26 protein-coding genes are annotated in these 22,498 nt (G+C 67.2%); 13 read left to right on the forward strand and 13 right to left on the reverse strand.

The window, feature by feature from the left end:
* Positions 1 to 54: 54 nt before the first annotated feature.
* Complete coding sequence (locus tag KQ910_RS15110) at positions 55 to 1,017, forward strand: Bug family tripartite tricarboxylate transporter substrate binding protein (protein ID WP_216961792.1); 963 nt, start codon at positions 55 to 57, stop codon at positions 1,015 to 1,017.
* Positions 1,017 to 1,772: an IclR family transcriptional regulator gene (locus KQ910_RS15115; RefSeq protein WP_216961794.1), complete on the forward strand. Its 756-nt coding sequence runs from the start codon at positions 1,017 to 1,019 to the stop codon at positions 1,770 to 1,772. Before KQ910_RS15110 ends, KQ910_RS15115 begins: the two co-directional genes overlap by 1 nt.
* A gap of 3 nt (positions 1,773 to 1,775) precedes the next feature.
* On the opposite strand, the gene KQ910_RS15120 is transcribed toward KQ910_RS15115, so the two are convergent.
* On the reverse strand, positions 1,776 to 2,648 hold the full coding sequence (locus tag KQ910_RS15120; protein ID WP_216961797.1) for an S-methyl-5'-thioadenosine phosphorylase: 873 nt from the start codon (positions 2,646 to 2,648) through the stop codon (positions 1,776 to 1,778).
* A 57-nt stretch (positions 2,649 to 2,705) separates the two neighbouring features.
* Here KQ910_RS15120 and KQ910_RS15125 point away from each other — a divergent pair, with 57 nt between their 5' ends.
* Positions 2,706 to 3,551, forward strand: a complete 846-nt coding sequence (locus KQ910_RS15125) for an SDR family NAD(P)-dependent oxidoreductase (RefSeq protein ID WP_216961801.1) — start codon at positions 2,706 to 2,708, stop codon at positions 3,549 to 3,551.
* A gap of 1 nt (position 3,552) precedes the next feature.
* The gene (locus tag KQ910_RS15130; protein WP_216961804.1) at positions 3,553 to 4,284 is read left to right on the forward strand and encodes an SDR family NAD(P)-dependent oxidoreductase; all 732 of its coding nucleotides are present in this window, start codon (positions 3,553 to 3,555) and stop codon (positions 4,282 to 4,284) included.
* Between the two features lies 1 nt (position 4,285).
* Here the strand turns inward: KQ910_RS15130 and gnd are convergent, their stop codons facing one another.
* The gene (gnd, locus tag KQ910_RS15135; RefSeq protein ID WP_216961806.1) at positions 4,286 to 5,263 is read right to left on the reverse strand and encodes a phosphogluconate dehydrogenase (NAD(+)-dependent, decarboxylating); all 978 of its coding nucleotides are present in this window, start codon (positions 5,261 to 5,263) and stop codon (positions 4,286 to 4,288) included.
* Positions 5,264 to 5,315: 52 nt separating this feature from the next.
* Here gnd and KQ910_RS15140 point away from each other — a divergent pair, with 52 nt between their 5' ends.
* Genes KQ910_RS15140 through KQ910_RS15150 form a run of 3 tightly spaced genes read left to right on the forward strand, consistent with a single transcriptional unit; the run spans position 5,316 to position 7,392 of the window.
* Complete coding sequence (locus KQ910_RS15140; RefSeq protein WP_229600412.1) at positions 5,316 to 5,819, forward strand: gluconokinase; 504 nt, start codon at positions 5,316 to 5,318, stop codon at positions 5,817 to 5,819.
* Positions 5,816 to 6,409 (forward strand): glutathione S-transferase family protein, encoded by a 594-nt coding sequence (locus KQ910_RS15145; RefSeq protein ID WP_216961808.1) that lies wholly within the window; start codon positions 5,816 to 5,818, stop codon positions 6,407 to 6,409. Before KQ910_RS15140 ends, KQ910_RS15145 begins: the two co-directional genes overlap by 4 nt.
* Positions 6,410 to 6,420: 11 nt before the next feature.
* Entirely contained in the window at positions 6,421 to 7,392 is a 972-nt protein-coding gene (locus tag KQ910_RS15150) for a Bug family tripartite tricarboxylate transporter substrate binding protein (protein WP_216961810.1), read from the forward strand.
* On the opposite strand, the gene KQ910_RS15155 is transcribed toward KQ910_RS15150, so the two are convergent.
* Genes KQ910_RS15155 through KQ910_RS15165 form a run of 3 tightly spaced genes read right to left on the reverse strand, consistent with a single transcriptional unit; the run spans position 7,379 to position 10,022 of the window.
* On the reverse strand, positions 7,379 to 8,728 hold the full coding sequence (locus KQ910_RS15155; RefSeq protein ID WP_216961811.1) for an MmgE/PrpD family protein: 1,350 nt from the start codon (positions 8,726 to 8,728) through the stop codon (positions 7,379 to 7,381). The genes KQ910_RS15150 and KQ910_RS15155 overlap by 14 nt on opposite strands.
* Positions 8,729 to 8,755: 27 nt before the next feature.
* Entirely contained in the window at positions 8,756 to 9,244 is a 489-nt protein-coding gene (locus KQ910_RS15160; RefSeq protein WP_216961814.1) for a hypothetical protein, read from the reverse strand.
* Between the two features lie 13 nt (positions 9,245 to 9,257).
* Positions 9,258 to 10,022, reverse strand: coding sequence for an SDR family NAD(P)-dependent oxidoreductase (locus tag KQ910_RS15165; RefSeq protein ID WP_216961816.1), 765 nt, complete (start codon positions 10,020 to 10,022; stop codon positions 9,258 to 9,260).
* Between the two features lie 81 nt (positions 10,023 to 10,103).
* On the opposite strand from KQ910_RS15165, the gene KQ910_RS15170 reads away from it, so the two are divergent.
* Complete coding sequence (locus KQ910_RS15170; protein ID WP_216961820.1) at positions 10,104 to 10,904, forward strand: SDR family NAD(P)-dependent oxidoreductase; 801 nt, start codon at positions 10,104 to 10,106, stop codon at positions 10,902 to 10,904.
* A gap of 110 nt (positions 10,905 to 11,014) precedes the next feature.
* On the opposite strand, the gene KQ910_RS15175 is transcribed toward KQ910_RS15170, so the two are convergent.
* The 3 genes from KQ910_RS15175 to KQ910_RS15185 are packed head-to-tail and all read right to left on the reverse strand — an operon-like array spanning position 11,015 to position 13,290.
* A complete protein-coding gene (locus KQ910_RS15175) occupies positions 11,015 to 11,569 on the reverse strand; it encodes a tyrosine phosphatase family protein (RefSeq protein ID WP_216961823.1) in 555 nt (184 codons plus the stop codon).
* Positions 11,570 to 11,578: 9 nt separating this feature from the next.
* The gene (locus KQ910_RS15180; protein WP_216961826.1) at positions 11,579 to 12,322 is read right to left on the reverse strand and encodes a sulfite exporter TauE/SafE family protein; all 744 of its coding nucleotides are present in this window, start codon (positions 12,320 to 12,322) and stop codon (positions 11,579 to 11,581) included.
* On the reverse strand, positions 12,322 to 13,290 hold the full coding sequence (locus KQ910_RS15185; protein ID WP_255560199.1) for an alpha/beta fold hydrolase: 969 nt from the start codon (positions 13,288 to 13,290) through the stop codon (positions 12,322 to 12,324). The genes KQ910_RS15180 and KQ910_RS15185 overlap by 1 nt, the downstream gene beginning before the upstream one ends.
* A 344-nt stretch (positions 13,291 to 13,634) precedes the next feature.
* Between KQ910_RS15185 and KQ910_RS15190 the strand changes: the two genes are divergently transcribed.
* The 3 genes from KQ910_RS15190 to KQ910_RS15200 are packed head-to-tail and all read left to right on the forward strand — an operon-like array spanning position 13,635 to position 17,712.
* Positions 13,635 to 16,412, forward strand: coding sequence for a glycosyltransferase (locus KQ910_RS15190; protein WP_216961846.1), 2,778 nt, complete (start codon positions 13,635 to 13,637; stop codon positions 16,410 to 16,412).
* Between the two features lie 53 nt (positions 16,413 to 16,465).
* Positions 16,466 to 17,086: a class I SAM-dependent methyltransferase gene (locus tag KQ910_RS15195; protein ID WP_216961849.1), complete on the forward strand. Its 621-nt coding sequence runs from the start codon at positions 16,466 to 16,468 to the stop codon at positions 17,084 to 17,086.
* Complete coding sequence (locus tag KQ910_RS15200; RefSeq protein ID WP_369408346.1) at positions 17,083 to 17,712, forward strand: NUDIX hydrolase; 630 nt, start codon at positions 17,083 to 17,085, stop codon at positions 17,710 to 17,712. Before KQ910_RS15195 ends, KQ910_RS15200 begins: the two co-directional genes overlap by 4 nt.
* Here KQ910_RS15200 and KQ910_RS15205 read toward each other — a convergent pair.
* Positions 17,709 to 18,170, reverse strand: a complete 462-nt coding sequence (locus KQ910_RS15205) for a MaoC family dehydratase (RefSeq protein ID WP_216961852.1) — start codon at positions 18,168 to 18,170, stop codon at positions 17,709 to 17,711. The genes KQ910_RS15200 and KQ910_RS15205 overlap by 4 nt on opposite strands.
* Entirely contained in the window at positions 18,167 to 18,661 is a 495-nt protein-coding gene (locus tag KQ910_RS15210; RefSeq protein WP_216961855.1) for a GNAT family N-acetyltransferase, read from the reverse strand. The genes KQ910_RS15205 and KQ910_RS15210 overlap by 4 nt, the downstream gene beginning before the upstream one ends.
* 62 nt (positions 18,662 to 18,723) lie before the next feature.
* On the opposite strand from KQ910_RS15210, the gene KQ910_RS15215 reads away from it, so the two are divergent.
* Positions 18,724 to 19,707 (forward strand): Bug family tripartite tricarboxylate transporter substrate binding protein, encoded by a 984-nt coding sequence (locus KQ910_RS15215; RefSeq protein WP_216961857.1) that lies wholly within the window; start codon positions 18,724 to 18,726, stop codon positions 19,705 to 19,707.
* Between the two features lie 50 nt (positions 19,708 to 19,757).
* Here the strand turns inward: KQ910_RS15215 and KQ910_RS15220 are convergent, their stop codons facing one another.
* The 3 genes from KQ910_RS15220 to KQ910_RS15230 are packed head-to-tail and all read right to left on the reverse strand — an operon-like array spanning position 19,758 to position 21,853.
* Positions 19,758 to 20,816 (reverse strand): YeiH family protein, encoded by a 1,059-nt coding sequence (locus KQ910_RS15220; RefSeq protein WP_216961860.1) that lies wholly within the window; start codon positions 20,814 to 20,816, stop codon positions 19,758 to 19,760.
* Positions 20,809 to 21,030 (reverse strand): biotin/lipoyl-binding carrier protein, encoded by a 222-nt coding sequence (locus KQ910_RS15225; protein WP_068187867.1) that lies wholly within the window; start codon positions 21,028 to 21,030, stop codon positions 20,809 to 20,811. The genes KQ910_RS15220 and KQ910_RS15225 overlap by 8 nt, the downstream gene beginning before the upstream one ends.
* A gap of 25 nt (positions 21,031 to 21,055) precedes the next feature.
* A complete protein-coding gene (locus tag KQ910_RS15230; protein ID WP_216961862.1) occupies positions 21,056 to 21,853 on the reverse strand; it encodes a hypothetical protein in 798 nt (265 codons plus the stop codon).
* A gap of 35 nt (positions 21,854 to 21,888) precedes the next feature.
* On the opposite strand from KQ910_RS15230, the gene KQ910_RS15235 reads away from it, so the two are divergent.
* The gene (locus tag KQ910_RS15235) at positions 21,889 to 22,497 is read left to right on the forward strand and encodes a tRNA-uridine aminocarboxypropyltransferase (RefSeq protein ID WP_216961865.1); all 609 of its coding nucleotides are present in this window, start codon (positions 21,889 to 21,891) and stop codon (positions 22,495 to 22,497) included.
* The last annotated feature ends 1 nt before the right edge of the window (position 22,498 follow it).

A 22,498-nucleotide genomic window follows, 5' to 3' on the forward strand; every position in this document is an offset into this window, starting at 1 on the left:
AGACGGAAGACAAGCGTACAAGCAGGAGGAAGCGTGTTCAGGAAGCAATTTTGCGTGGCTCTCGCGGGTGCCGTCGCCCTCTCGCTCGGCTTGGTGGGCGGGGCATCGGCGCAGCAGTATCCGGACAAGCCGATCAAGCTGATCGTGCCCTATCCGCCGGGAGCGACCAACGACCTGCTGGCGCGCGTGCTGGCCGAACCGCTGGCGAAGGAACTGGGCCAGCCAGTGATCGTCGACAACAAGGGCGGCGCCGCCACCGCGATCGGCGCGACCGCGACGGCAAACGCGCCGGCCGACGGCTACACGATGCTGCTGGGCACGGGCACGACCTACACGCTCAATCCGCTGCTGAAGAAAGGCCTGGCCTACGACACCGATCGCGACTTCAGGATGGTGTCGATCATCGCCGAGGTTCCGGTGGTGTTCATCGTCAACCCGAAGTTCCCCGCGAAGACGCTGTCGGAGTTCGTGGCTTACGCGAAGGCCCATCCGGGCAAGGTGAACTATTCCTCGTCGGGCCTCGGTTCCTCTCTGCATCTCGCGGCGGAACTGTTCGCCCAGCAAGCCGGGATCAAGATCACGCATATCCCATACCCAGGCAGCGCCGGCGCGATGCGCGCCCTGCTGGCCGACGAAGTGCAGATGTTTTCGGAAGTGGTTTCCGGCGCGCTGCCGCACATCGCCCAGAAGACGGTGGTGCCGCTCGCCATCACCAGCGCCAAGCGCCTCGCCGTCGATCCGTCGATCCCGACCGTCGCCGAAAGCGGCTATCCGGGGTTCGAGGCGCTGGGCTGGTACGCATTGGCCGTACCGAAGGCCACGCCGGCGCCGGTGGTCGCGCGCATCGAGGCCGCGATCAACAAGATCCTGGCCTCGGGGGTGCTGCAGGCTCGCTTCGAGCCGCTGGCGATCGTGATCCCCGGCCCGCAGGAGCCGGGGTCGGCCGACAAGTACATGGCGAAGGACCGCGCCCTCTGGGAGCCGCTGGTCCGCGCGCTCAACATCACGCTCGACTGATGGATACGACGGTCGTCAAGGCACTGACGGTGCTGGAGGCCCTGGCCTCCAGCGGGGCGCCCCTCGGCGTCACCGAGCTGGCGACGAAGCTCGGCCTGTCCAAGAGCAACGTGCACCGCCTGCTGCAAACCCTGTCGAGCCGTGGCTACGTCAGCCAGGTCGAGCAGCGCTACACCGTCACGACCCGGCTGTGGGAACTGGGCGCGATGATCATCAGCCGCCTCGACGTCGCGCAGATCGCCACGCCGGTGATGCAGCGCCTGGTCGCCGAAGTCGACGAGACGGCGCATCTGTCGATCCTCGACATGGCCTCGTGCGAGGTGGTGTCGATCCACAATGTCGAGAGCACCCAGCCGGTTCGTGCCTACTCGCGCATCGGCCAGCGCACGCCCGCGCATTGCGTCGCAACCGGCAAGGTGCTGCTTTCGGTGCAGTCGCCAGAGGCGTTGCAGGCGTTGCCCGAGGAACTGCAGCGCTTCACGCCGCATACCCTTTACCGGCGCGACGATCTCCTGGCGGCGCTGGTGAAAATTCGCCTCGATGGCTATTCGACCAACGCCGGCGAGTGGCGCGAGCAGGTGGGCGGCGCAGCTTCCGTTATCTGGGACCACGCCGGCCGCCCGGCCGCCGCGATCGGACTGACGGTGCCGGTGGAGCGCCTCAAGCCCGAGGTGATGGACCGCTACATCCCGCGGCTGATGGCAGCGGCGGATGAGATCTCGCGCCTGATGGGCGCGCCGCAGCGCGCTCGCTGACGTCTACTTCTTCAACACGCGGCCGGCGACGGCATCGAGCTTGGCCACCATCTCCGCCGATCGCGCGGTCGGCGAGGTGATGAGGGCATGTTCGAGCGCGTGATCGCAGCCGGCCGGGCAGGGGGCGGGACGCGACGCCTTCAGGCGCGGCGCTATCATGGCGACCAGCGACTTGGCCTTCTCGGCATTTTCGAGCAGCACGCGGACGATGTCTGCGACCTGCACATGGTCGTGGTCGGGATGCCAGCAGTCGAAGTCCGTGACCATGGCGACGGTCACGTAGCATATCTCTGCTTCGCGCGAGAGCTTCGCCTCCGGCATGTTGGTCATGCCGATCACGTCGCAGCCCCAGCTGCGGTAGAGGCGCGACTCGGCCAGGCTGGAGAATTGCGGGCCTTCCATCGCGAGATAGGTGCCGCCCATCTTGATCGGGAAGCCGGCCTTCTGGCCGCAGTCGTAGACGACTTCGGCGAGGCGATTGCAGGTCGGCTGCGCCATCGAGACGTGCGCCACGAGCCCATCGCCGAAGAAGCTCTTCTCGCGGGCGAAGGTGCGGTCGATGAACTGGTCGACGACGACGAAATGGCCCGGCGGCAGATCCTCGCGCAGGGAACCGCAGGCCGACAGCGACAGGATGTCGGTGACGCCGCTGCGCTTCAGCGCGTCGATGTTGGCGCGGTAGTTGATCGAGCTCGGCGAATGGCGGTGGCCGCGGCCGTGGCGCGGGACGAAGATGACGTCGAGCCCGTCCAGCACGCCGAACAGAAACTCGTCGGAGGTCTCGCCGAACGGCGAGGCAACCTTGCGCCACTCCGCGCTCTTGAGGCCGGCCATGTCATAGAGGCCGCTGCCCCCCAGAATACCCAACACCGTCATATGCTTCTCCTGGTTGGCGGTGGTGTATCATTCCCGTCCGGCAAAGGGGAGAGAAGCATGGGCAAGCTCGACGGCAAGATCACCATCGTGACGGGGGCGACCAGTGGCATCGGACGGCGCACGGTCGAACTGTTCGTCGCGGAGGGCGCGAAGGTGGTGGCCACCGGGCGGCGCGAGGAGCTGGGCCGTACGCTCGAGGCCGCGCTGGGCAGGGACAATTGCCTTTTCGTGACGGCCGACGCGACGAGCGAGGAAGACGTGAAGCGGATGTTCGACGTCTGCCTGTCGAAGTGGGGCCGGGTCGACTGTCTGTTCAACAATGCCGGTGGGCCGGCGCCGGTCGGTGGCATCGAGACGGTGCCAGTCGAGGGCTTCGACGCGGCGATGGCGACCCTGGTGCGCTCGGTGATGCTGGGCATGAAGCATGCCGCCCCGCTGATGATGGCGCAGGGCTCGGGCAGCATCATCAACAATGGCAGCGTCGCGGCGCGCCGGGCGGGCTACTCGACGTCGATGATCTACGGGGCGGCGAAGGCGGCGGTGAACCATCTGACGGTCTGCACCGCCATGCAGCTCGGCGAAAAGAACGTGCGCGTGAACTCGATCTCGCCCGGCGGCATCGCCACCGGCATCTTCGCCAAGGCGCTGGGCCTGCCGCCGGACAAGGCCGATTCCTATGCCGAGTCGATGAAGGCCAGCATGGCAAAGGCCCAGCCGATTCCGCGTGCGGGCATCGTCGATGATATCGCGAAGGCGGCCATCTTCCTGGCGTCTGACGATTCGACCTTCATCAACGGCCACGATCTGGTCGTCGATGGCGGCATGGTCGGCGGTCGCTTGTGGACGCCGCACCAGGAAGGCGTGAAGGCGATGCGCCAGGCCTTCGGCGTCGACGAGATCTGACATGGCTTCTCTTTCCGGCAAGGTCGCGCTGGTGACCGGCGCCTCGCGCGGCATCGGTCGCGCCGTCGCCCTGTCGCTCGCCCAGCAAGGCGCTGCGGTCGCCGTGAACTATCGGGAGCGGGCGGCCGATGCGGAGGACGTGGTCGCTGCCATCAAGAAGGCGGGCGGCAAGGCAATATCCGTCGCCGCCGACGTGTCGGACAGCGCCGCCGTCACGACCATGATCGTGGCGGTGGAGCGCGCGTTGGGGCCGGTCGATGTGCTGGTGAACAATGCCGGGCTCGCGATCATGAGCAGCATCGACGATCTCACCGAGGAAGACTTCGACCGTACCATCGCGGTCAACCTGAAGTCGGCGTTCCTCTGCACCAAGGCGGTGCTGCCGGGCATGCGGGCCCGCAAGTGGGGTCGTATCGTCAATGTCTCTTCAGGCGCAGCGCGCGGCGCGGGCGGCATCGGCCCGCACTACAACGCCTCCAAGGCCGGCATGGAAGGCCTGACGCGGGGCTACGCCGCGCGTGTCGTGAAGGACGGGGTCACCGTCAACGCCGTGGCGCCGTCGCTGATCGAGACGGACATGGTGCGCGGCGGCCTTGCTTCGTCGCCGGACCGCATCCCGCTCGGCCGCTTCGGCACGTCGGAGGAGTGCGCGCAGACGGTCCTGATGGTGATCGGCAACGCCTACATGACGGGCCAGACCGTGGCGCTGAGCGGGGGCCTGTCGTTCCTGTAGTTCACTTCTTCGGCTCGACGTGCCCGCCGAAGGCGTGGCGCATGGCGGACAGGAGCTTGTTGGCGGTGCCCTCGCGGTCGCGCGAGCGGAAGCGGGCGTAGAGGGCGGCCGAGAGGACGTCGGCCGGCACGGCTTCCTCAATAGCGGCGTTGATGGTCCAGCGCCCCTCGCCGGAATCATCGACGAAGCCGGAATATTTCGAGAGGGCCGGGTCCTCGGCCAGCGCCGACGAGGTGAGGTCGAGCAGCCACGAGCTGACGACGCTGCCGCGCCGCCAGACCTCGGCGATGTCGGCCAGGTCGAGGTCGTAGCGCCGTTCCGCGGGCACCGCCTCGGACGAGACCTTGCGCAGGATCTCGAAGCCCTCGGCATAGGCCTGCATCAGCCCATACTCGATTCCGTTGTGCACCATCTTCACGAAGTGGCCGGCGCCGCTCGGACCGCAATGGAGGTAGCCGCGCTCGACACGGGGATCGCGCGTCTCGCGCCGCGGCGTCTTCGGGATCGTCCCCTCACCGGGGCTGAGGGCGGCGAAGATCGGATCGAGGCGTTCCACGGCTTCCTTGTCGCCGCCGATCATCAGGCAATAGCCGCGCTCCAGCCCCCAGACGCCGCCGCTGGTGCCGCAGTCGAGATAGTGGATGCCCTTTTCCTTCATCTCGCGGGCGCGCCGCACATCGTCCTGGAAGAAGGCGTTGCCGCCGTCGACGATCGTGTCGCCAGGCGCAAGCAGCCGGCCGAGTTCGGTCACGGTCTGCTCCGTGATCTCGCCCGCCGGCAGCATCACCCACACGTTACGCGGTTGGCTGAGCTTGTCGACCAGGTCTGCGAGATCGGCTGCGCCAGCGATATTCTGCCCGACGAGGCCCGCGACCGTCTCGGGATTCTGGTCGAACACGACGCAGTCGTGGCCCTGCCGCACCAGCCGGCGCACGAGGTTGGCGCCCATCCGTCCCAGACCGATCATGCCGAGTTGCATCCGTCTCTCCCGTTCGTTTCCTGATCCCGGGTCCATGATAGACTTGGCCGCAATGAAGACCATCGTCGTCGTGATGGGCGTCTCGGGATCGGGCAAGACCACCGTCGCCAGCCTGCTGGCCGAACGGCTCGGTTGCGCGTTCCAGGACGGGGACGATCTTCACCCGCGAGAGAATGTCGAGAAGATGCGCAGCGGCACGCCGCTCACCGACACCGACCGGCTACCCTGGCTGCAGGCGATCGCCCACCACATCGACGGCTGGCGGGAGCGGGGCGAGGCGGGGGTCGTCACCTGCTCCTCGCTGAAGCGGATCTATCGCGACGTCATCGTGGGCGACCGACGCAACGTGGCGCTGGTCTACCTGAAGGGTACGCAGGCACTGATCCACGGCCGTCTCACCGCGCGCACGTCGCACTTCATGCCGGTCGGCCTGCTCGACAGCCAGTTTGCGACGCTGCAGGAGCCTGCTGAGGAAGAGCGACCGATCGTTGTCGACATCGGCCCCGAACCTGCGCGGATCGTGGACGCGATCGTGCGCAGGCTGGAACGACGATGAGGATCATCGGCAAGGCCAGCTCGATCAACGTGCGAAAGGTCCTGTGGGCTTGCGACGAGATCGGCATCGCCTACGCGCGCGTCGACGATGGGCCGGAGCTTTCGCAGAATCCCAACGGGCTGGTGCCGGTCATCGTCGACCGCGATTTCGTGCTGTGCGAGAGCAACACGATCCTGCGCTACCTCGCCCACAAATGGGCCGCGCGGGCGCTGCTGCCCGACGAGCCGCGCCGGCGCGCCGAGGTTGAGCGCTGGATCGACTGGCAGGCGACCGAGTTCAACACGGCCTGGCGCTATGCCTTCTCCGCCATCGTGCGCCGCAATCCGGCCTTCCGTGATGCGGTGCAGATCGAGACCTCGCGCCGCGATTGGAACCGCATGGCGGCCATCGTCGATGCGCAACTTCAGGCGACGGGCGGCTACATCGCCGGTGCCGCGTTCAGCCTCGCCGACATTCCCATCGGGCTTTCGATTAATCGCTGGATGGTGACGCCGATGGACAGGCCGTCGCTGCCTCATGTCGACGCCTACTACGAAAGGCTGGCGTCGCGGCCGGGTTTCCTCAAACATGGGCGCAACGGAATTCCCTGAGGGAGGAAAGAATGAAGACGATGATGCGGCGCGCCGCCTGCGCGCTGGTACTGGCTGCGGTCGCGGCGCCGGTGTTTGCGCAGGACTATCCCACCAAACCGATCAAGCTGGTCGTCCCCTATGCACCGGGCGGCGGCGCCGATTCGGTGGCGCGCATTGTCGCGAAGAAGGTTTCGGAGAATATCGGGCAGGCGATCGTGATCGAGAACAAGGGGGGCGCCGGCTCGATCGTCGGCACCGATCTCGTCGCCAAGGCCGAGCCTGACGGCTACACGCTGCTGCTCGGCCAGTCCGGCCCGATCTCGATCAATCCGGCCGTCTACAAGTCGCTGCCCTACGATCCGGTGAAGGACTTCGCGCCGGTCACGATGACGACGGCCTACCCCTATGTCCTCGTCGTCAATTCCGAGTCGCCCGCCAAGACCCTCCAGGAGTTCGTGGCGCTGGCCAAGAGCAAGCCCGGTACGATGAACTACGGCTCGACCGGCGTCGGCGCCGCCAACCATCTCGTCGCCGAGTTGTTCGCGAGCAAGGCCGGCCTGAAGATGACGCACGTGCCCTATCGCGGCACGGCGCTGGCAGTGGGCGATCTCGTGGCTGGCACGTTGAACGTCGTGTTCGGAGACCCGATCAGCGTCCTGCCGCACATCAAGTCGGGCAAGCTGCGCGCGCTGGCCGTCACCAGCCTCGAACGGTCGCCGGTCGCGCCTGAGGTGCCGACCGTCGCCGAGAGTGGCTATCCGGGTTTTGAGGCGCTGGCCTGGCACGGCATCCTCGCACCGGCCAAGACACCGCCCGCGGTCGTGAAGAAGCTCAACGCCGAGATCGTGAAGGCCCTGGCTGACCCGGCAACGAAGGCGTTGCTGGTCAACCAGGCCATGCAGACCGTGGGCAACTCGCCGGAAGCCTTCGCGGCCTTCATCCAGAAGGACATCGCGACCTGGAAGGCGGTCGCGGCGGCCGCCAACGTCACCGTCGAGTAGGCACCGCCAGCGACAGCAGGTTCGACACATCCTCGCTGCGGTCGAGCGCCCACACGGCGTCGATCAGCGGCTGGATGTCATGGTCCGGCTCCCAGCGCTTCGCCTCGTCGCGCAACTTGGCCTCGATCTCCGCATCCTTCAGCGGGTTCGAGGAACTGCCGCGCGCGGCCTGGGTCGATAGCGCGTGCTTCCTGCCGTCGACCGTCCAGATGTCCATCTCGGCGGCGATGGTCGAAATCCGGTCGTCGCTCGAACACTCGAACTTCGCGCGGAGCGCCTTGATGGCGGGATCGCCGACGCAGGCATCGGTCAACTGGTCGAGGCCCGCCTTGCCGAGCACGAGGGCCGCTGCCACGCAATGCTGCAGGCTCACCTGCGCCTCGCGGCCCGTCGCGATGTCGGCACGGTCGGTGCGCTGCAGGAGCAGGGGATTGCCGCGCACGGCAATGCGCTCGATCGCAACGTCCGGATGGTCGCGCTTCCAGTCGAGGGCGAGGTCGAGCAGGGGATGGATCACGAAACCCGCGGCATAGGGCTTGATCGAGTTGTTGGTGACCTGCCAGTCCTTGCCGAGACCGTCGAGCAGGGCCGCCCAGTTCGGCGGCTCGCCCATGGCGGCGAGGAAGCCCTGGGCGCCGGCGATGGGCTCGGGCGGGCCGGCAAAGCCCTTCTCGGCCAGCAGGGCGGAGAACAGGCCGTTGCGCGCGGCATTTCCGACGCTGACGCTCTTGGCCGGCCAGCCGAGGCATTCGCAAAGACCCGCCGACTGCGTCGAGGCGCTGCCCAGCGCCCAGACAGTGCGCTCGGAATCGAGGCCAAGCAGCTTGGCGGCACCCGCCGCGGCGCCAAAGACGCCGCAGGTCGAGGTGATGTGCCAGCCCTTGGGGTAGTGGCCCGGCGAGATCGCGCCGCCGACGCGACATTCGATTTCGAAGCCCAGCGCGAAAGCCAGCAACAGTTCGGGGCCGGTCACCTTGCGGATTTCCGACAGGGCCAGCAGGGCGGGCGCCAGGGGCGAGGTCGGGTGCACCACGGTCGGCAGGTGGGTGTCGCAATAGTCGAAGACGTTGGCGCCTGCCGCGTTCAGGAACGCCGCCGATAGCGGATCGATGCGCTCGGGCCGGCCGACGATGGTCGCCTGCCGGCCGCCGGAGAATTCGCCCAGGGTGCGCAGCGCCAGTTCGACCGGCTGCGTGCGGCAACCCGCGATTGCCACGGCGAAGAAGTTCATCAGCGCGCGCTTGGCTTCGTGTCGCGCCGTCTCAGGCAGGTCGTCCCATTTGGTGTCGACGATGAAGCGGGCGAGTTCGGGCGTTACGCCTTGTCTGGGAAGCATGGGTACTCTTTCGTTAACGGGACGTGCCTATTCGCGAACCGGATTGCCTTCGATTTTCAGGGATGAATCGGCCGCCGGCTTGATGCCTTCGTCGAGTCGCAGACAGCCGGCGTTCAGGCCGTCGCCCGGCTTCTTGTCGACTGGGGCGATGAACAGCGCCGTGACCTTGATGTCGCCCACGGCAAGCCGCGCTTCGCTCAGCCAACGCGTGGCGCGGATCGAGGCACCCGCCTTGTCGAGCAGGACCCAACCGCACATCACGGTCCGCTCCCCCGACGGGTCGATGCGGATATGGGCAGTGTCGTTGCCCTTGAAGGTGCCCGCCGCGCTCGTCACCTGCCACTCGAACGGCACGGCGCGGTAGAGCCTGGCGTCATCGGACGAGACGTCGATGGTGCCGACATAGTCGGCCTTCGCCAGCGACGGATCGCGGATCCATCCCAGCGACGCCGCGATGCCGAAGAGCACCAAAGCGGCCGCCAGCAGCAGCATCACCCAACGCGGAATGCCGGTCATGGGCGGGGCTCGATCAGGCGAGGATCGGGGAGAGGCCGCCATCGACCACCAGCGTGTGGCCGGTGATGTAGCTGCCGGCATCCGACGCCAGCAGGAGAAGCGCGCCGCGCAGGTCCTCCTGCTTGCCCCAGCGCGCGACGGCGGTGCGACTCTCGAGCATGGCGTTGAAATCCTTGTTCTGCTGCAGCGGCACGTTCAGCTCGGTCCGGATGTAGCCCGGCGCGATCGCGTTCGCGGTAACGTGGGGCCCGAGTTCCGCGGCCAGGTTCTTGGTGAACCCGATCAGCCCGTGCTTGGCGGAGACATAGCCCGCGACCGATGAACGGCCGACGACCCCCAGGACAGAGGATATGTTGACGATCCTGCCGTACTTGCGTGTGAGCATGTGGCGGCCGACCTCGCGGGACACGACGAACTGCGAGATCAGGTTGGTCTCGATCACCTTGCGGAAGTCCGGTGTCGCGGTGTCGACGATGTCCTGGCGGTGGATGATGCCGGCATTGTTCACCAGCACGTCGATGCGGCGATGTTTGACGATGATACCGCGGACCTTGGCCACGACGTCCGCCTCGTCGGTGATGTCCAGCGGGACGACATGCGCCTTGCCGCCCTTGCGGGCGATGGCGCGGGCCGTCGCCTCCAGCTCTTTCACCGTGCGGCCCGCGCACAGCACTGTGGCGCCAGCGCCCGCCAGGGCCAGCGCCATGTCGCGGCCCAGTCCGCGCGAGGCGCCGGTGAGCAGCACCACGCGATTCTTCATCGAAAACAGATCGGCCATGTTCCCGCCCGCTACCCGTTTCTTTGCCTTGGAGGGCGATCCTAGCCTATGAAAGGTGCCGCAGATATCGGGAGAAACGACATGGCGAAATCGAACAAGGTGGCGATCGTGACGGGCTCGGCGACGGGACTGGGCGCCTCGTGTGCCCTCGACCTGGCGGAGCGCGGGTGGAACGTCGCGATCAACTACACCAAGAGCAAGAAAGAGGCGGACGAGACCTACGAGGCAGCTAAGGCGAAGGGCGTCGAGGCGATCCTCGTGCAGGCCGACATGGGCCAGGATGCGGACTGCCGCAGGCTCGCGGCCGAGACGATGGCGAAGTGGGGCCGCATCGACGGCCTGATCAACAATGCCGGCACCACCAAGTTCCAGAACCAGGGCGACCTCGACGGGGTCACGCCGGAGGATTTCGATCGCATCACGCGCGTCAACGTCACCGGCCCCTACATGATGAGCCGTGCCGTCTATCCGACCATGAAGAAGCAATGGGAGGAGAAGCAGGAGCGCGGGTCGATCGTGAACATCTCCTCGATCGCCGGGGTCATGGGCGTCGGCAGCTCGATCCCCTATGCCTGCTCCAAGGGCGCGCTGAACACGCTGACGCTGACCCTCGCGCGCTGGCTGTCGCCGGCGGTGCGCGTCAACACGGTGTGCCCGGGCTTCATCCAGACGCGCTGGCTGCTGGGCGGCATGGGCGAGGAAAACTACAACAAGATGAAGATGGGCCAAGAGCAGAACACCCCGCTGCGCCAGGCCGGCACGCCGGAACAGATGGCCGAGGCGGCGCTCTTCTTCCTGACCAGCGCCAGCAACATCACCGGCGAATTCCTGATCGTCGACGCCGGCATGCATCTCGCCAGCCTGCCGATGAAGGCACGGTAGGCTGACGGGCAGGGCTTCATTTATGTCATCCTGAGCGCGCGCGGAGGTCACGCCCGCAGGGGAGCCTGCGGGCCGCTATGTGAGGTCCTTCGCTCTGCTCAGGACGACTTCTAGGTCGGAATCTCGTGGCCGCGGCCGATGTTGCGGACGACGTCCTTGAGGTGCGGCTTCACGTCGAGCAGCGCCTTGCGGTAGGCGACCAGGCCTCGCAGCATCGCGCCGTCGCGCTTCAGCAGCGTGTCGGCGAACTCGATCATGCGGGTGTTGGGCCAGCCATGCTTGCGCAGGTCCAGCAGCTTCAGGAAGGCCTCTTCCTCGTTTCCCGGCGCGAACTGCGTCATCAGGATGGCCGCCGCGGCGGTCGAGCGCGAGATGCCGGCGTGGCAGTGGACGAGGACATGGCCGTCGGGCCGCGCATGCACCCGTTCGCCGAAGGCCAGGACCTGTTCGATATGTGCCGGAGTGCAGGCCTCGAAGCCGGGATATTCGGCCACGACGTCGTCGAACCGGATCAGCTCGTGGTCGATGCTGCGATAGGTGTCTAGCGCCGGCGGTCGCGGCTCGTGGGTGTCGATGATCGACAGGACGTGGCTGACGCCGACGGCGCAGTGCTGCGGCAGCTCGGGGATGCCGCAGATCGTGACCTTGAAGAGGGGGAGTGCCATGGCGGAACCCTACAACAAGCCACGCGCCATGTGCAGCCCGATGCCGAGCAGGCCGATCAGGAAGACGCGGCGGAACATCTCCGGAGACAGCGCATTGCGCGACTTCTGGCCAAGCCAGACGCCGATCGAGGTCGGCACGATCGCGGCCATGCCGCCGATCACGTTGGTGGCGTCGAAGGCTCCCTGGCGCAGCAGCGCGATGCCGAGCGCGCCGATCAGAAAGATAAACAGGATGCCCAACGCCTGGACGAGGTCATCCTTGTTGATCTCGAGCGACTGCATGTAAGGCAGGAACGGGACCGCCGCGATGCCGGTGATGCCGGCCACGAAGCCGCTGGCGGCGCCCATGACGGGGTTCATCCAGCGCTCGGCCTCGCGCGACACGCGGGGCCGCCAGGCGAGAAGGGCGATCGTCGAATAGACGACCAGCATGACGCCGAGCCAGGCCGTGGCCTTGGGCGAGCCGAGCTGGTGCAATGTCGCGGCCACGATCAGCAACGTGATCGTCGCGGTCAGCGCCAGCGTCCAGAAGCGACGGAACAGGCGCAGGAGCCCGCGACCGTAGATCGCCTGCCAGACATTGGTGGTCAGCGTCGGGATGGTCATGATGGCGAGCGAGTCTTCGAGCGGGACGGCCAGCGTCATCAGGCCAACGGCGATGGGTGGCAGGCCGATGCCGATCGCGCCCTTGGCGATGCCCGCGACGATGAACGCCACGGCGATCATCAGGATCTGTCCCTCGGTCAACGCCATCAGCTCAACACGCCTTTCGCCAGACGGTCGAAGGCTTCCCAGAACAGGGCCCGAATCTCGTCGGTCTCCATCATGATCTCGTGGCGGGCGTGGCCTATGGTGAAATGCTCGCCGTGCTTCAGCCGTGTGACCAGCGGGCCGTGGCTGCGCGGGTCGATCAGTCGGTCCTCGCCGGCCGTGATGAGCAGGACGGGGATGTCGATGCGCTCGAGATAGCCCGGCGCCTGGGCGGCGGTCATCGAACGGACGGCCTGCCGGGACCAGCCCAGGGTCGGACCGCCCAGCGACAGGCGGGGATCGGACGCGAACCAGTCCTCGGTGAACCGGTAGCGCCGCTCGTCATGGGTGACGAAGTTTGAGGCGAACTCGCGGGCCAGCAGGACGAAGGGGCCCGTGCCGAACAGGTAGCGTTCCTCGACCGAGGGGACCTCGGGCATGATCATCAGGACCGAGCGCAGCATCGCCTCGCGGCGCAGCGCCGTCATCGGCGAGACGAACAGGGCGGCCGAGAAGGGGCCGGTTCCGTTCTCGGCAATCTCCCGCATTGCGATGTGGCCGCCCATCGAATGGCAGAGCGCCATCACCGGGCGCGGGGCGTCCGGTGTAACGATTGTGTCGAGGAACAGCCGAAGGTCGGCCATGTAGGTCGAGAAATGGTCGATGTGACCCTTGCCAGGATCGGCCAGCGGACGATGGGAAAGCCCCTGTCCTCGCCAGTCCAGGGCAGCGACGGCAAATCCGCGTTCCAGAAGCTCGCCGACCACCTCGGTGGCGTACTTTTCGATGAACTCACCGCGTCCGGTCAGGACGACCACGGTGCCGCGGGGCGTCGCCAGGGCATTCCAAAAGGCATACCGCAGCGGTGCGCCCTCGCGCACAAGGAAGCCGTAACGGTCAGCCGGGCGGTACGTTGCGACGAGAGAGGGGGGAATTCCCCGGGGCGCCGCAGCTTGATCCTGTTCGGTCATCGTTTGTGGCGTTTTGGCGAAGGACGCGCGTCAAGGCCAGAAGAGAATTGGGCATTTAGGCCATCATCGTGCACGGTCTCTTTACCGTACCCGGAGCCGCAGGGTATAGAGCCGCCTGTCGCCTCACCGACGGAGAAGGGTCTCCGGCGAGGAAATCGGGCGCAAGGAAACCTCGAAGAGGTCCGCCGCACTGCGTGGTAGTCGGCTCGTCGGTTAGAGTCGATCCGGCACGGTCCTTGCGTCGACGATTGTCGTCCGCAGGAGACTTGCGACCGCGATCCCGAAGCGAGCATTCACCACCGGCGGATTGCCGGAGCAATCGTCTCTTCATGATGCGTCGGGGCTTGGTTCTTCTCATCGTCGTCGCAGCCACTCTGGTGGGCTGGCGCCTTCTCGACAGCCGCGTCACTGCGGCCGATCTGGAAGGTCCCTTGCACGGCGTCACCTACGCGCCCTGGGCCAAGGACCAGGATCCGCTGGAAGGCAAGGCGAGCGGCCTGTGGAGTTTCCTGCGGAGCGCCGTCAACGAAGCGCCCACACCGCAGATCAAGCCACGCAAGGACCAGATCGAGCGTGACTTCGCGATGCTCGGCGGCAAGGTCAAATACGTCCGCACCTATCGCACGACCGACGGCGGCGATTCGATGCCGGCGCTGGCGGCGAAGTACGGTCTCAAGCTGGTGCCCGGCGCCTGGATCTACAGCCCCAACGAGGCCAAGCTGCAGTTCGGCCGAGAGTCGAGCGAGGTCAATGCCGAGGAAACCGGCGCGCTGATCCGCATGGCCAACCAGAATCCGAGCATCGAACGCATCCTGGTCGGCAACGAGAACATCCTGCGCTGGGATGGCGAGAAGGACGTCCGCGATCCCAATGCGACGAGCCCGGCCCAGCTCATCCGCGAGATCCGCAACGTCAAGCGCAACGTCAAGGTGCCGGTCAGCACCGCCGAGCCGTGGCATGTCTGGATCAACTATCCGGAGCTCGCGCGCGAGGTCGACTACCTCGCGGTCCACATCCTCCCGTACTGGGACGAGAAGTCGAGTTCGACGCCGCTCGAGTACGTGAAGGAGAAGATCGCCCTGCTGCGCAAGCAGTACCCGAACAAGAACATCATCGTGACCGAGGTGGGCTGGCCCTCCAACGGTGCGGCGCGGCGCAGCCCGGGGTCCGGACTCGTGAAGTACGCCACGCCGGCCGAGCAGGCCAGGAACGTGCGTGACATGGTGGCGTGGCTGCGCTCCCAGAACATCGACACCTTCGTCGTCGAAGCCGTCGACCAGCCCTGGAAGTCCTACGATCTGGAAGGCAAGGCGGGCGGCTACTGGGGCCTGTGGAACGCCGACCGGCAGCAGAAGTTCGCCTGGACCGGCTCGATCGAGACCTTTCCGCAGTGGCTCTCCTGCGCGGCCTGGTCGCTGGCGGCGGCGCTGCCGCTGATGCTGCTCTTCCTGTGGCGCTGGCCGCGCCTGGGCATGGCGGGGCAGGTGGGCTTCTGTGCCCTGGTGGCCCTGTCGGCTAGCGCCGTGGCCTATGGCGCCTCGGTGGCGGCCGGCACCTACATGCTCACCTCCGAGAAAATCGGCTGGGGTGTGCTGGCCTTTTTCCTGGTGTCGAGCCTTGGCATGGCCCTCGTGCAGGCGCTCGAGATGGCGGAGACGATCTGGCGCGGCCGCTGGATGCGCGAAGCGCTGCCCGCCGCCGAGATGATCGCGCGCCAGCCGGCCGACCGCGACTGGCCCAAGGTGTCGCTGCATCTGGCGATCTGCAACGAACCGCCGTCGATGGTCATGCAGACCCTCGATTCGCTGGCCGGGCTCGACTACCCCAATTTCGAAGTCATCGTCATCGACAACAACACCAAGGATCCCGCGGTGTGGCGCCCGGTGCAGGATTACTGCGCCCAGCTCGGCGAGCGCTTCAAGTTCTTCCACTTCGACGTCATGAAGGGTTTCAAGGCCGGTGCGCTCAATTTCGTGCTGAGCCAGACTGCGCCCGACGCCAAGGTGATCGGCGTCATCGACAGCGACTACATGGTGCGTCCGGACTGGCTGAAGGCGCTGGTGCCGTATTTCGACGATGCCAAGATCAGCTACGTGCAGGCGCCGCAGGACCATCGCGACTGGCGCGGCGACCGGTTCAAGGAAATGCTGAACTGGGAGTATGCCGGCTTCTTCGATATCGGCATGTGCCTGCGCAACGAATACGACGCCATCATCCAGCACGGCACGATGACGCTGGTGCGCCGCTCCTGCATGGAGGAGATGGGCGGCTGGGCGACCTGGTGCATCACCGAGGATACCGAACTCGGCCTGCGCCTGATGGAGAATGGCTACGGTGCCATGTACAGCCGCGAGCGGTTCGGTCATGGCCTGACCCCTGACCATTTCTCCGGCTACAAGAAGCAGCGCTTCCGCTGGGCCTACGGCGCCATGCAGATCATGAAGGCGCATGCCGGCAAGATGTTCTTCGGCGATACCAAGCTGACCTTCTGGCAGAAGTACCATTTCGTGGCCGGCTGGCTGCCCTGGTTCGCCGATGCGCTGAACCTGATCTTCACCTGGGCGGGGCTCGCCTGGGTGGCGGCCGTCGTCCTGCCGCCGCTGTTCGGCATGAAGCCGGTTGGGCTGCCCCCGGCCGAGTTCATCGCGCCGACCATCGGCATCTTCGTCTTCAAGCTGCTCTACTCGTTCGGCCTCTATTTCGATCGCGTGCGCTGCACCTTCCGCCAGAGCATCGGCGCCTCGCTGGCTGGCCTTGCGCTCACCTATACCGTGGGCCGGGCGGTGATCTACGGCCTGGCGACCAGCCGCCTGCCGTTCATGCGCACGCCGAAGATGGACGAGCGGGCGACGCTCGGCATGGCGCTGGGCATGGCGCGCGGCGAGGCGATCCTGGCCGTGCTCCTGTGGATCGCGGCGGCGGTTCTGTGGTTCGGCAACGGTGTCATCGACCCCGAGGCGCGGCTGTGGGCGGTATTCATGATCGTGCAGTCGCTGCCTTTCGCCGCCGCGGTGTACGTGTCCATGGTCAACGCGCTGGAGCAGATGCGGCACGCCGAACCGGTGTTCGAGGCGGCCGCCCCGGCGAGTCCCCCCGCACCAGCCATGCAACCGGCGCAATAGGGAGCGGCTGCTTTTTCCTGTCGACTTGGGAAAGCGTCTGTTAGCGTTTCGACATGCCCCCGATCGAGTCTCGTACCGGCCTCGACTCGCGCGCCGGGACCACGCTTTTCCTGAAGCGCTGGCTGCGCAATCCCTTTTCGATGGGCGCCGTCGTGCCGAGTGGCCGGCTGCTCGCCCAGGCCATGGCGCGCGCGACCTTCGCGGAGATGCGCGGCCGCGAGGGCCATGTGATCGAGCTGGGCGCCGGCACGGGTGAAGTCACGAAGGCGCTGCTGGCCGCGGGCATTCCGGCCCACCGGCTGGCCCTGATCGAGCGTGAACCGGAACTTTCGGCCTTCCTGCGGTCGCACTTCGACGGCCCCCGCATCGTCGAGGGGGACGCTGCGCGTCTGCCGAAGCTGCTGGCGGAGCAGGGGATCGGGGCGGTCTCCGCCGTGGTCTCGAGCCTGCCGCTGCTGTCGCTGCCCGCCGATGTCGTGCACGGCATCGTGAAGGGCGTCTTCGACGCCCTCCCGCGCGGCGGAGCGCTGGTGCAGTTCACCTATGGTCCCTCGCAGCCGGTGCCGCGCGCCCTGACCCAGGAACTGGGTCTGGTGGGTACGCGCGGGCCGCGCATCTGGCGCAACGTGCCGCCGGCCGTCGTCTGGACCTTCCGGAGACCGGTCGGCGCGTGAAGTCCATTCCGTTGGATGAGGCGTTGCGCGCCCGGGTCACGTCCCATCTCGGCCGTTTCGACCTGCGACGTCGCAACGATGCGGGCGGTCTGAAGCGCGCGGCTGTGGCCATCGTCATTGCCGAGGCCGACGAGTCGGGGGAGGCCGCCTTCCTGCTGACGAAGCGCACGCCCCGGCTGCGTGCCCATGGCGGGCAATGGGCGCTCCCGGGCGGGCGCGTCGATCCCGGCGAGACGATCGAGCAGACCGCGTTGCGCGAGCTGCACGAGGAGCTGGGCGTACTCGCGTCGACCGACGACATCCTGGGCACGCTGGACGACTATCCCACACGGTCGGGCTACCTGATCGCGCCCGTCGTGGTTTGGGCACCGGGCGTCACGCTGACGCCCAATCCCGGCGAGGTCGCCGGCGCCTACCGGATCGCCTGCAACGAACTCTTCCGGGACGGCTCGCCGGAGATCGTGGCGATCGAGGAGTCCGACCGGCCGATCATCCGCCTGCCCTTGCCCGTTGCCACGGTGAACGCTCCGACGGCAGCCCTTCTGTTCCAGTTTCGCGAGGTCGCCCTCGCCGGCCGCGACACGCGCGTCGACCACTACGAACAGCCGGTCTTCGCCTGGCGTTAGGCCCGCAGGGTGGCGGTGCGCCGCTTCAGGAACACCGCCGTCTCCTGTTCCATTACCTGCTCGCCGCGCTGGTTGACCGTCACCTGGCGGATCCGGACGATGCCACGGTCGGGCCGGGAGGCCGAGGTCCGCAACTCGACGATGTCGGTGACGACATGCAGCGTGTCGCCGGGCCGAACGGGACGCGGGAACTGGACCTCTCCGATGCCGGGCGAGCCCAGGCAACATGCGCGGAAGACGCCGAGGTCGAGCCACAGGCGCAAGGTCAGGCTCATCGTATGGAGGCCTGAGGCGATCAGGCCGCCGAACGCCCATTTGGCGGAGAACTCGGCATCGATGTGGAAGGGCTGCGGATCCCACTGGCGGGCGAAGTCGATGATGGCGGCCTCGGTCACCGTCATGCCGCCGCTCACGAAGCGGTCGCCGACGTTGAAATCCTCGTAGAAGCGATCGGTCAAAGGACCAGCTCCATGTAAACGGTGCCCGGTACCGGGCTGGGGTAATAGGGCGCGATCTCGGTGAAGCCCATCGTGCGATAGAGCTTGATGGCGGCCTCCATTTTGGGACCGATTGTGTCCAGCCTGAGACGTCGATGCCCGCAGGCGCGCGCCGCCTCGACGATCCCGTGCGCCAGCGCGCGGCCGATGGAGTTGCCGTCTTCCAGCCGCAGCGTGCGGAAATCGGGCCTGACGTACAGGCGCTTCATTTCGCCGATGCCGGCCGCCAGCTCCCGCAAGGCCACCGTCCCGGCCGCAGCGCCGTCGACTCGTGCCAGCAGCAGGGCGCCGCCGGGCGGGCCGTATTTGGTAGCGAGATCCGCCAGTTCGGCCTCGAAATTCTGGTAGTCGAGCGAGAAGCCCAGCGACCCCGCATACTCGCGGACCAGGTCCGCGATCGCGTCGTGGTCCGCCGAGTCGCGTGGCGGAGCGATGAGGATTTTGCCCGTCATGGCGGTCATTCTCCGGGGCTTGTGCTAACGTGTCACTCGAAACGAACTGGGAGGTTCCAGAAATGAATCCGACGCGTCGCCAGGTCCTGGCGCTCGCCGGCGCGGCCGGCGCAACACTTGCCGCCCCGGCCATCGCGCAATCGCCGTGGCCCAACAAGCCCGTGCGCTTCGTCGTGCCCTTCCCGCCGGGACAGGCGGCGGACATTTTCGCGCGACTGATGGCCGAGAAGCTCGGCGAGATGTGGAAGCAGCAGGTCATCGTCGAGAACAAGGCCGGCGGCAGCGGCATCCCCGCCACGGAGTACGGCAAGGCGGCGGCGCCCGATGGCTACACGCTTATGGTGGTCTCCAGCGGCACGTTCGGCGTCAATCCCAGCCTCTATCCCGACCTGCCGTACAAGCCGCTTACCGACTTCCTGCCGATCTCCAACATCTTCCTGGTGCCGCTGGTGATCGTGGCGCATCCCAGCCTGCCGGTGAACACGCTGGCCGAGCTGATCGCGCTCGCCAAGAAGGAGCCGGGCCAGCTCTCCTACGCCTCGGCGGGGCCGGGGACGTCGCAGCATCTCAGCATGGAGCTGTTCAAGCTGAAGGCCGGCGTCGACATCGTGCACATTCCCTACAAGGGTAGCGGCCCGGCGATGGCCGACCTGCTGGGCGGCCACGTGAAGCTGATGATGGACAGCACGGCGTCGGCGCTGAACCACATCAAGGACGGGCGCATCAAGGCGCTGGCCGTGACGACGGCGCGGCCCGCGCCGGCACCGCTCGACAAGATTCCGCTGATTGCAGCCACCATCCCCGGTTTCAATGCCGCCGGGTGGTCGGGTCTCGCCGCGCCGGCCCGCACGCCACTGGAGATCGTCGCCAAGATCAGCAAGGACATGCAGACGCTGCTGAACGACGAGGCGGTGATCAAGCAGATCGAGCAGCGCGCCGCTCTGCCGGCGCCGGGCACGCCCATCCAGTTCGCCGAGTTCATCAAGAACGAGATCGACACCTGGGGCGCCGTGGTCAAGGCGACCGGCACCAAGCCGGGGACCTGATCCCACTCATCATGCCTCCCCCGTTTGACGGGGGAGGAATCGGTTGAGCGCTAGAGACCGAAGCTGCGCAGGCCGTAGATCAGGCCGACCACCAGCAGGCCGACGAAGATCGTCTCGGTGATCAGCAGCATCACCGGGCCCATCCCGATGCGCACCAAGGCGAGCAGCGAGGTCTTCATGCCCAGCGCCGCGATGGCGGTGATGATGAGGAAGGCCGAGATCTGGCCGACCGCGTCACGCACGCCGGCCGGGATGAGACCCAGAGAGTTCAGCGCCGCGAGCGCCAGGAAGCCGAACAGGAAGACCGGCGGAGTAGGCCGGGCCGAACTCTGCGGCCCGCCGCTCTTGGCCACCCACCACGCGATGCCGGCGATGGCCGGGAGCAGGGCCGCCACGCGCAGCAGCTTGGTTATGACCGCATCGCTCAGGACCTGCGGGCCCATCGTCTGGCCGGCGCCGGCGACCTGTGCCACGTCGTGGATGGCACCGCCGAGGAACACGCCCATCTCGAAGAGAGAGAAGCCCAGCGCCTCTCGCAGGGTGGGATAGATCACCATCACCACCGTGCTGAGGAAGTTGACGCCCATCACCGTGAAGGCGAGGTCGCGGTCGGAATTCTCGTGCTTGGGCAGGACCGCCGAAGCCGCCATTGCCGCCGCCGCGCCGCAGACGCCGGTGGCGCAGCCGGTCAGCAGGCCGAAATTCTGGCTGAGGCCGAACAGGCGTGCCGCCCAGGCGCCGAACACGATGGTGCAGCCGACCGCCGCCACCGCAATCACGATCGGCAGCGCGCCGCCCTCGACGAGATTGCCGAGCGTCAGGCGCGCGCCCAGCAGCGCGACGCCGATGCGCAGCAGGGTGCGGCCGGCGAATTCGAGGCCGGGCTTCAGCACCGGCCGGGCGGAAAGCGGCTGCAGCGCCATGCCGATCACCAGCGTCAGGATCAGCGGCGGCACCCAGACGGCACCGAAGCGCAGCAGGCTGCGCGTGTCGGCGTAGTAGGCGACGGCGGCAATCACCGCACAGAGAGCGATACCGGGAGCGGAGCGGCGAAGATTGTCGGGAGCCCAGAGCTTGGCGAGGTCGGCGGCGACGGCGCTGTTACGCATCGATCACGGCCACGAGCTGGCCTTCGCCGATTGCCTCGCCTTCGTTGACCTTGATCTCCCGGATGACGCCGGCCTTGGGCGACAGGACGGGGATTTCCATCTTCATCGACTCGAGGATCATGATCTCGCCGTCGGCCTCGATTCGATCCCCGGGCTTGGACTGGATCTTCCAGACATTGCCGGCGATCTCCGACTTCACATTGACGACGGCCATGTCCCAAGTCTCTCCCGTGCAGGCGTTATTCAGCTTTTTCGGCCAGTGCGCGCGCCAGTGCAAGCGCGGAGCCTCCCACGCGCGCGCCGAGCCGGTATGCGATGTCATTCACGTCCGAAATCGTGCCGTCCTGCAGGGTAGAACGGCCGTCGCCGATACGCGCCGACTGCGCAGCGACTGCGATGGCGGCGATGTCCTCCCGTGCGAGTTCGGGCAGGGCCAGCACGCCGCCCCGGTCGGCGCCGAATCCGGCGTCGTTGAACATTAGAAGCAGCGGCTGGAAGGGCGCCGTCGCCTTGTAGGAGTTGAGCGCGCCATGGCTGCCGGTCGCGACGATGCGGCCCCGGTCCTCCGGCACCAGCAGGGTGGCGGAGTCCACGCAGGCCGCCCCCTCGACCATGTACCGGCTCTCGCCCTTGGCGGGCGGCATCGTGTGCGGCCACGGCGCCTGCTTCAGCAACTCGGCCGCCGTGCGCGCCGACATTCCCGGGATGACGCCGCAGGCGGCGGCCAACCCGTTGGCCCGGCTGATGATGCCGCGTTCGTGCAGGTCGGCGCCGTCGCCGATGCGCGCGCTGGCCGTGGCGACGGCCGCCATCGCCATGCCGAGCCCGTCGGCATAGGCGAGGCCGCTGACCCCGGCTTCGTCCTTGCCGATCCCGGCGTCGTGGTGGATCGCGGCACGGCAGCCGAATTTGGCCGACATGTAGGCCGCATAAACGGCGGCGTGGCTGCCGCCGATGACGACCGCGCCGGCCGCTTCGGGCGGCAGCTTGGTCACGCTATCGAACACGAGGATGGGAACGTCGGCGGGAAGAGGCATCGCGCAACCCTAGCCGGGAGGCTATACCCTCGGCCATGTCGCAACCGGTGGACAACAAAGTAACGATCCTCGTCCTGCAGCACCCGCAGGAGCAGGATCGCGTGCTGGGCACCGCCGGCCTGCTGGCGGGTGCGCTTTCCAACGCCAAGGTGGTCGTGGGCCTGTCGTGGCGGAACCTTGCGCACGCGGCGGGCGCGCCGGCTGAGCCGCGCAACTGGGGCGTGCTCTATCTCGGCTCGACCCAGACCAAGGCGCCCGCCAACGGGCAGGCGCCGCTGGTCGCGGTGGACAGCAAAGGTGCGGTGCTGCCCGATCAGGAAGCGGCACGGGCTGGGCTCAGGGGCCTGATCGCGCTCGACGGCAACTGGGCGCAGGCCAAGGCACTGTGGTGGCGCAATGCGTGGCTGACCAAGCTGCGCCGCTTCGTCGTGGTACCCGACGGCCCGTCGCTCTACGGCGACCTGCGGCGCGAGGCGCGGCCCGACGCGGTCTCGACCCTCGAAGCCGTGGCGCTCTCCCTTCAGGTTCTCGAAGGCGATGTTGCGGTGCGGGAGAAACTCCTGGCTCCTTTCCGTGCGTTGCTGGCCAAGGCGCGCCTCGAAGGTGTGCGTGATTCCAAACGGGATCGTCGCGTCCGGCGTTAGC

It is taken from the genome of Reyranella humidisoli (assembly GCF_019039055.1).
In the GTDB taxonomy this organism is placed as follows: domain Bacteria; phylum Pseudomonadota; class Alphaproteobacteria; order Reyranellales; family Reyranellaceae; genus Reyranella; species Reyranella humidisoli.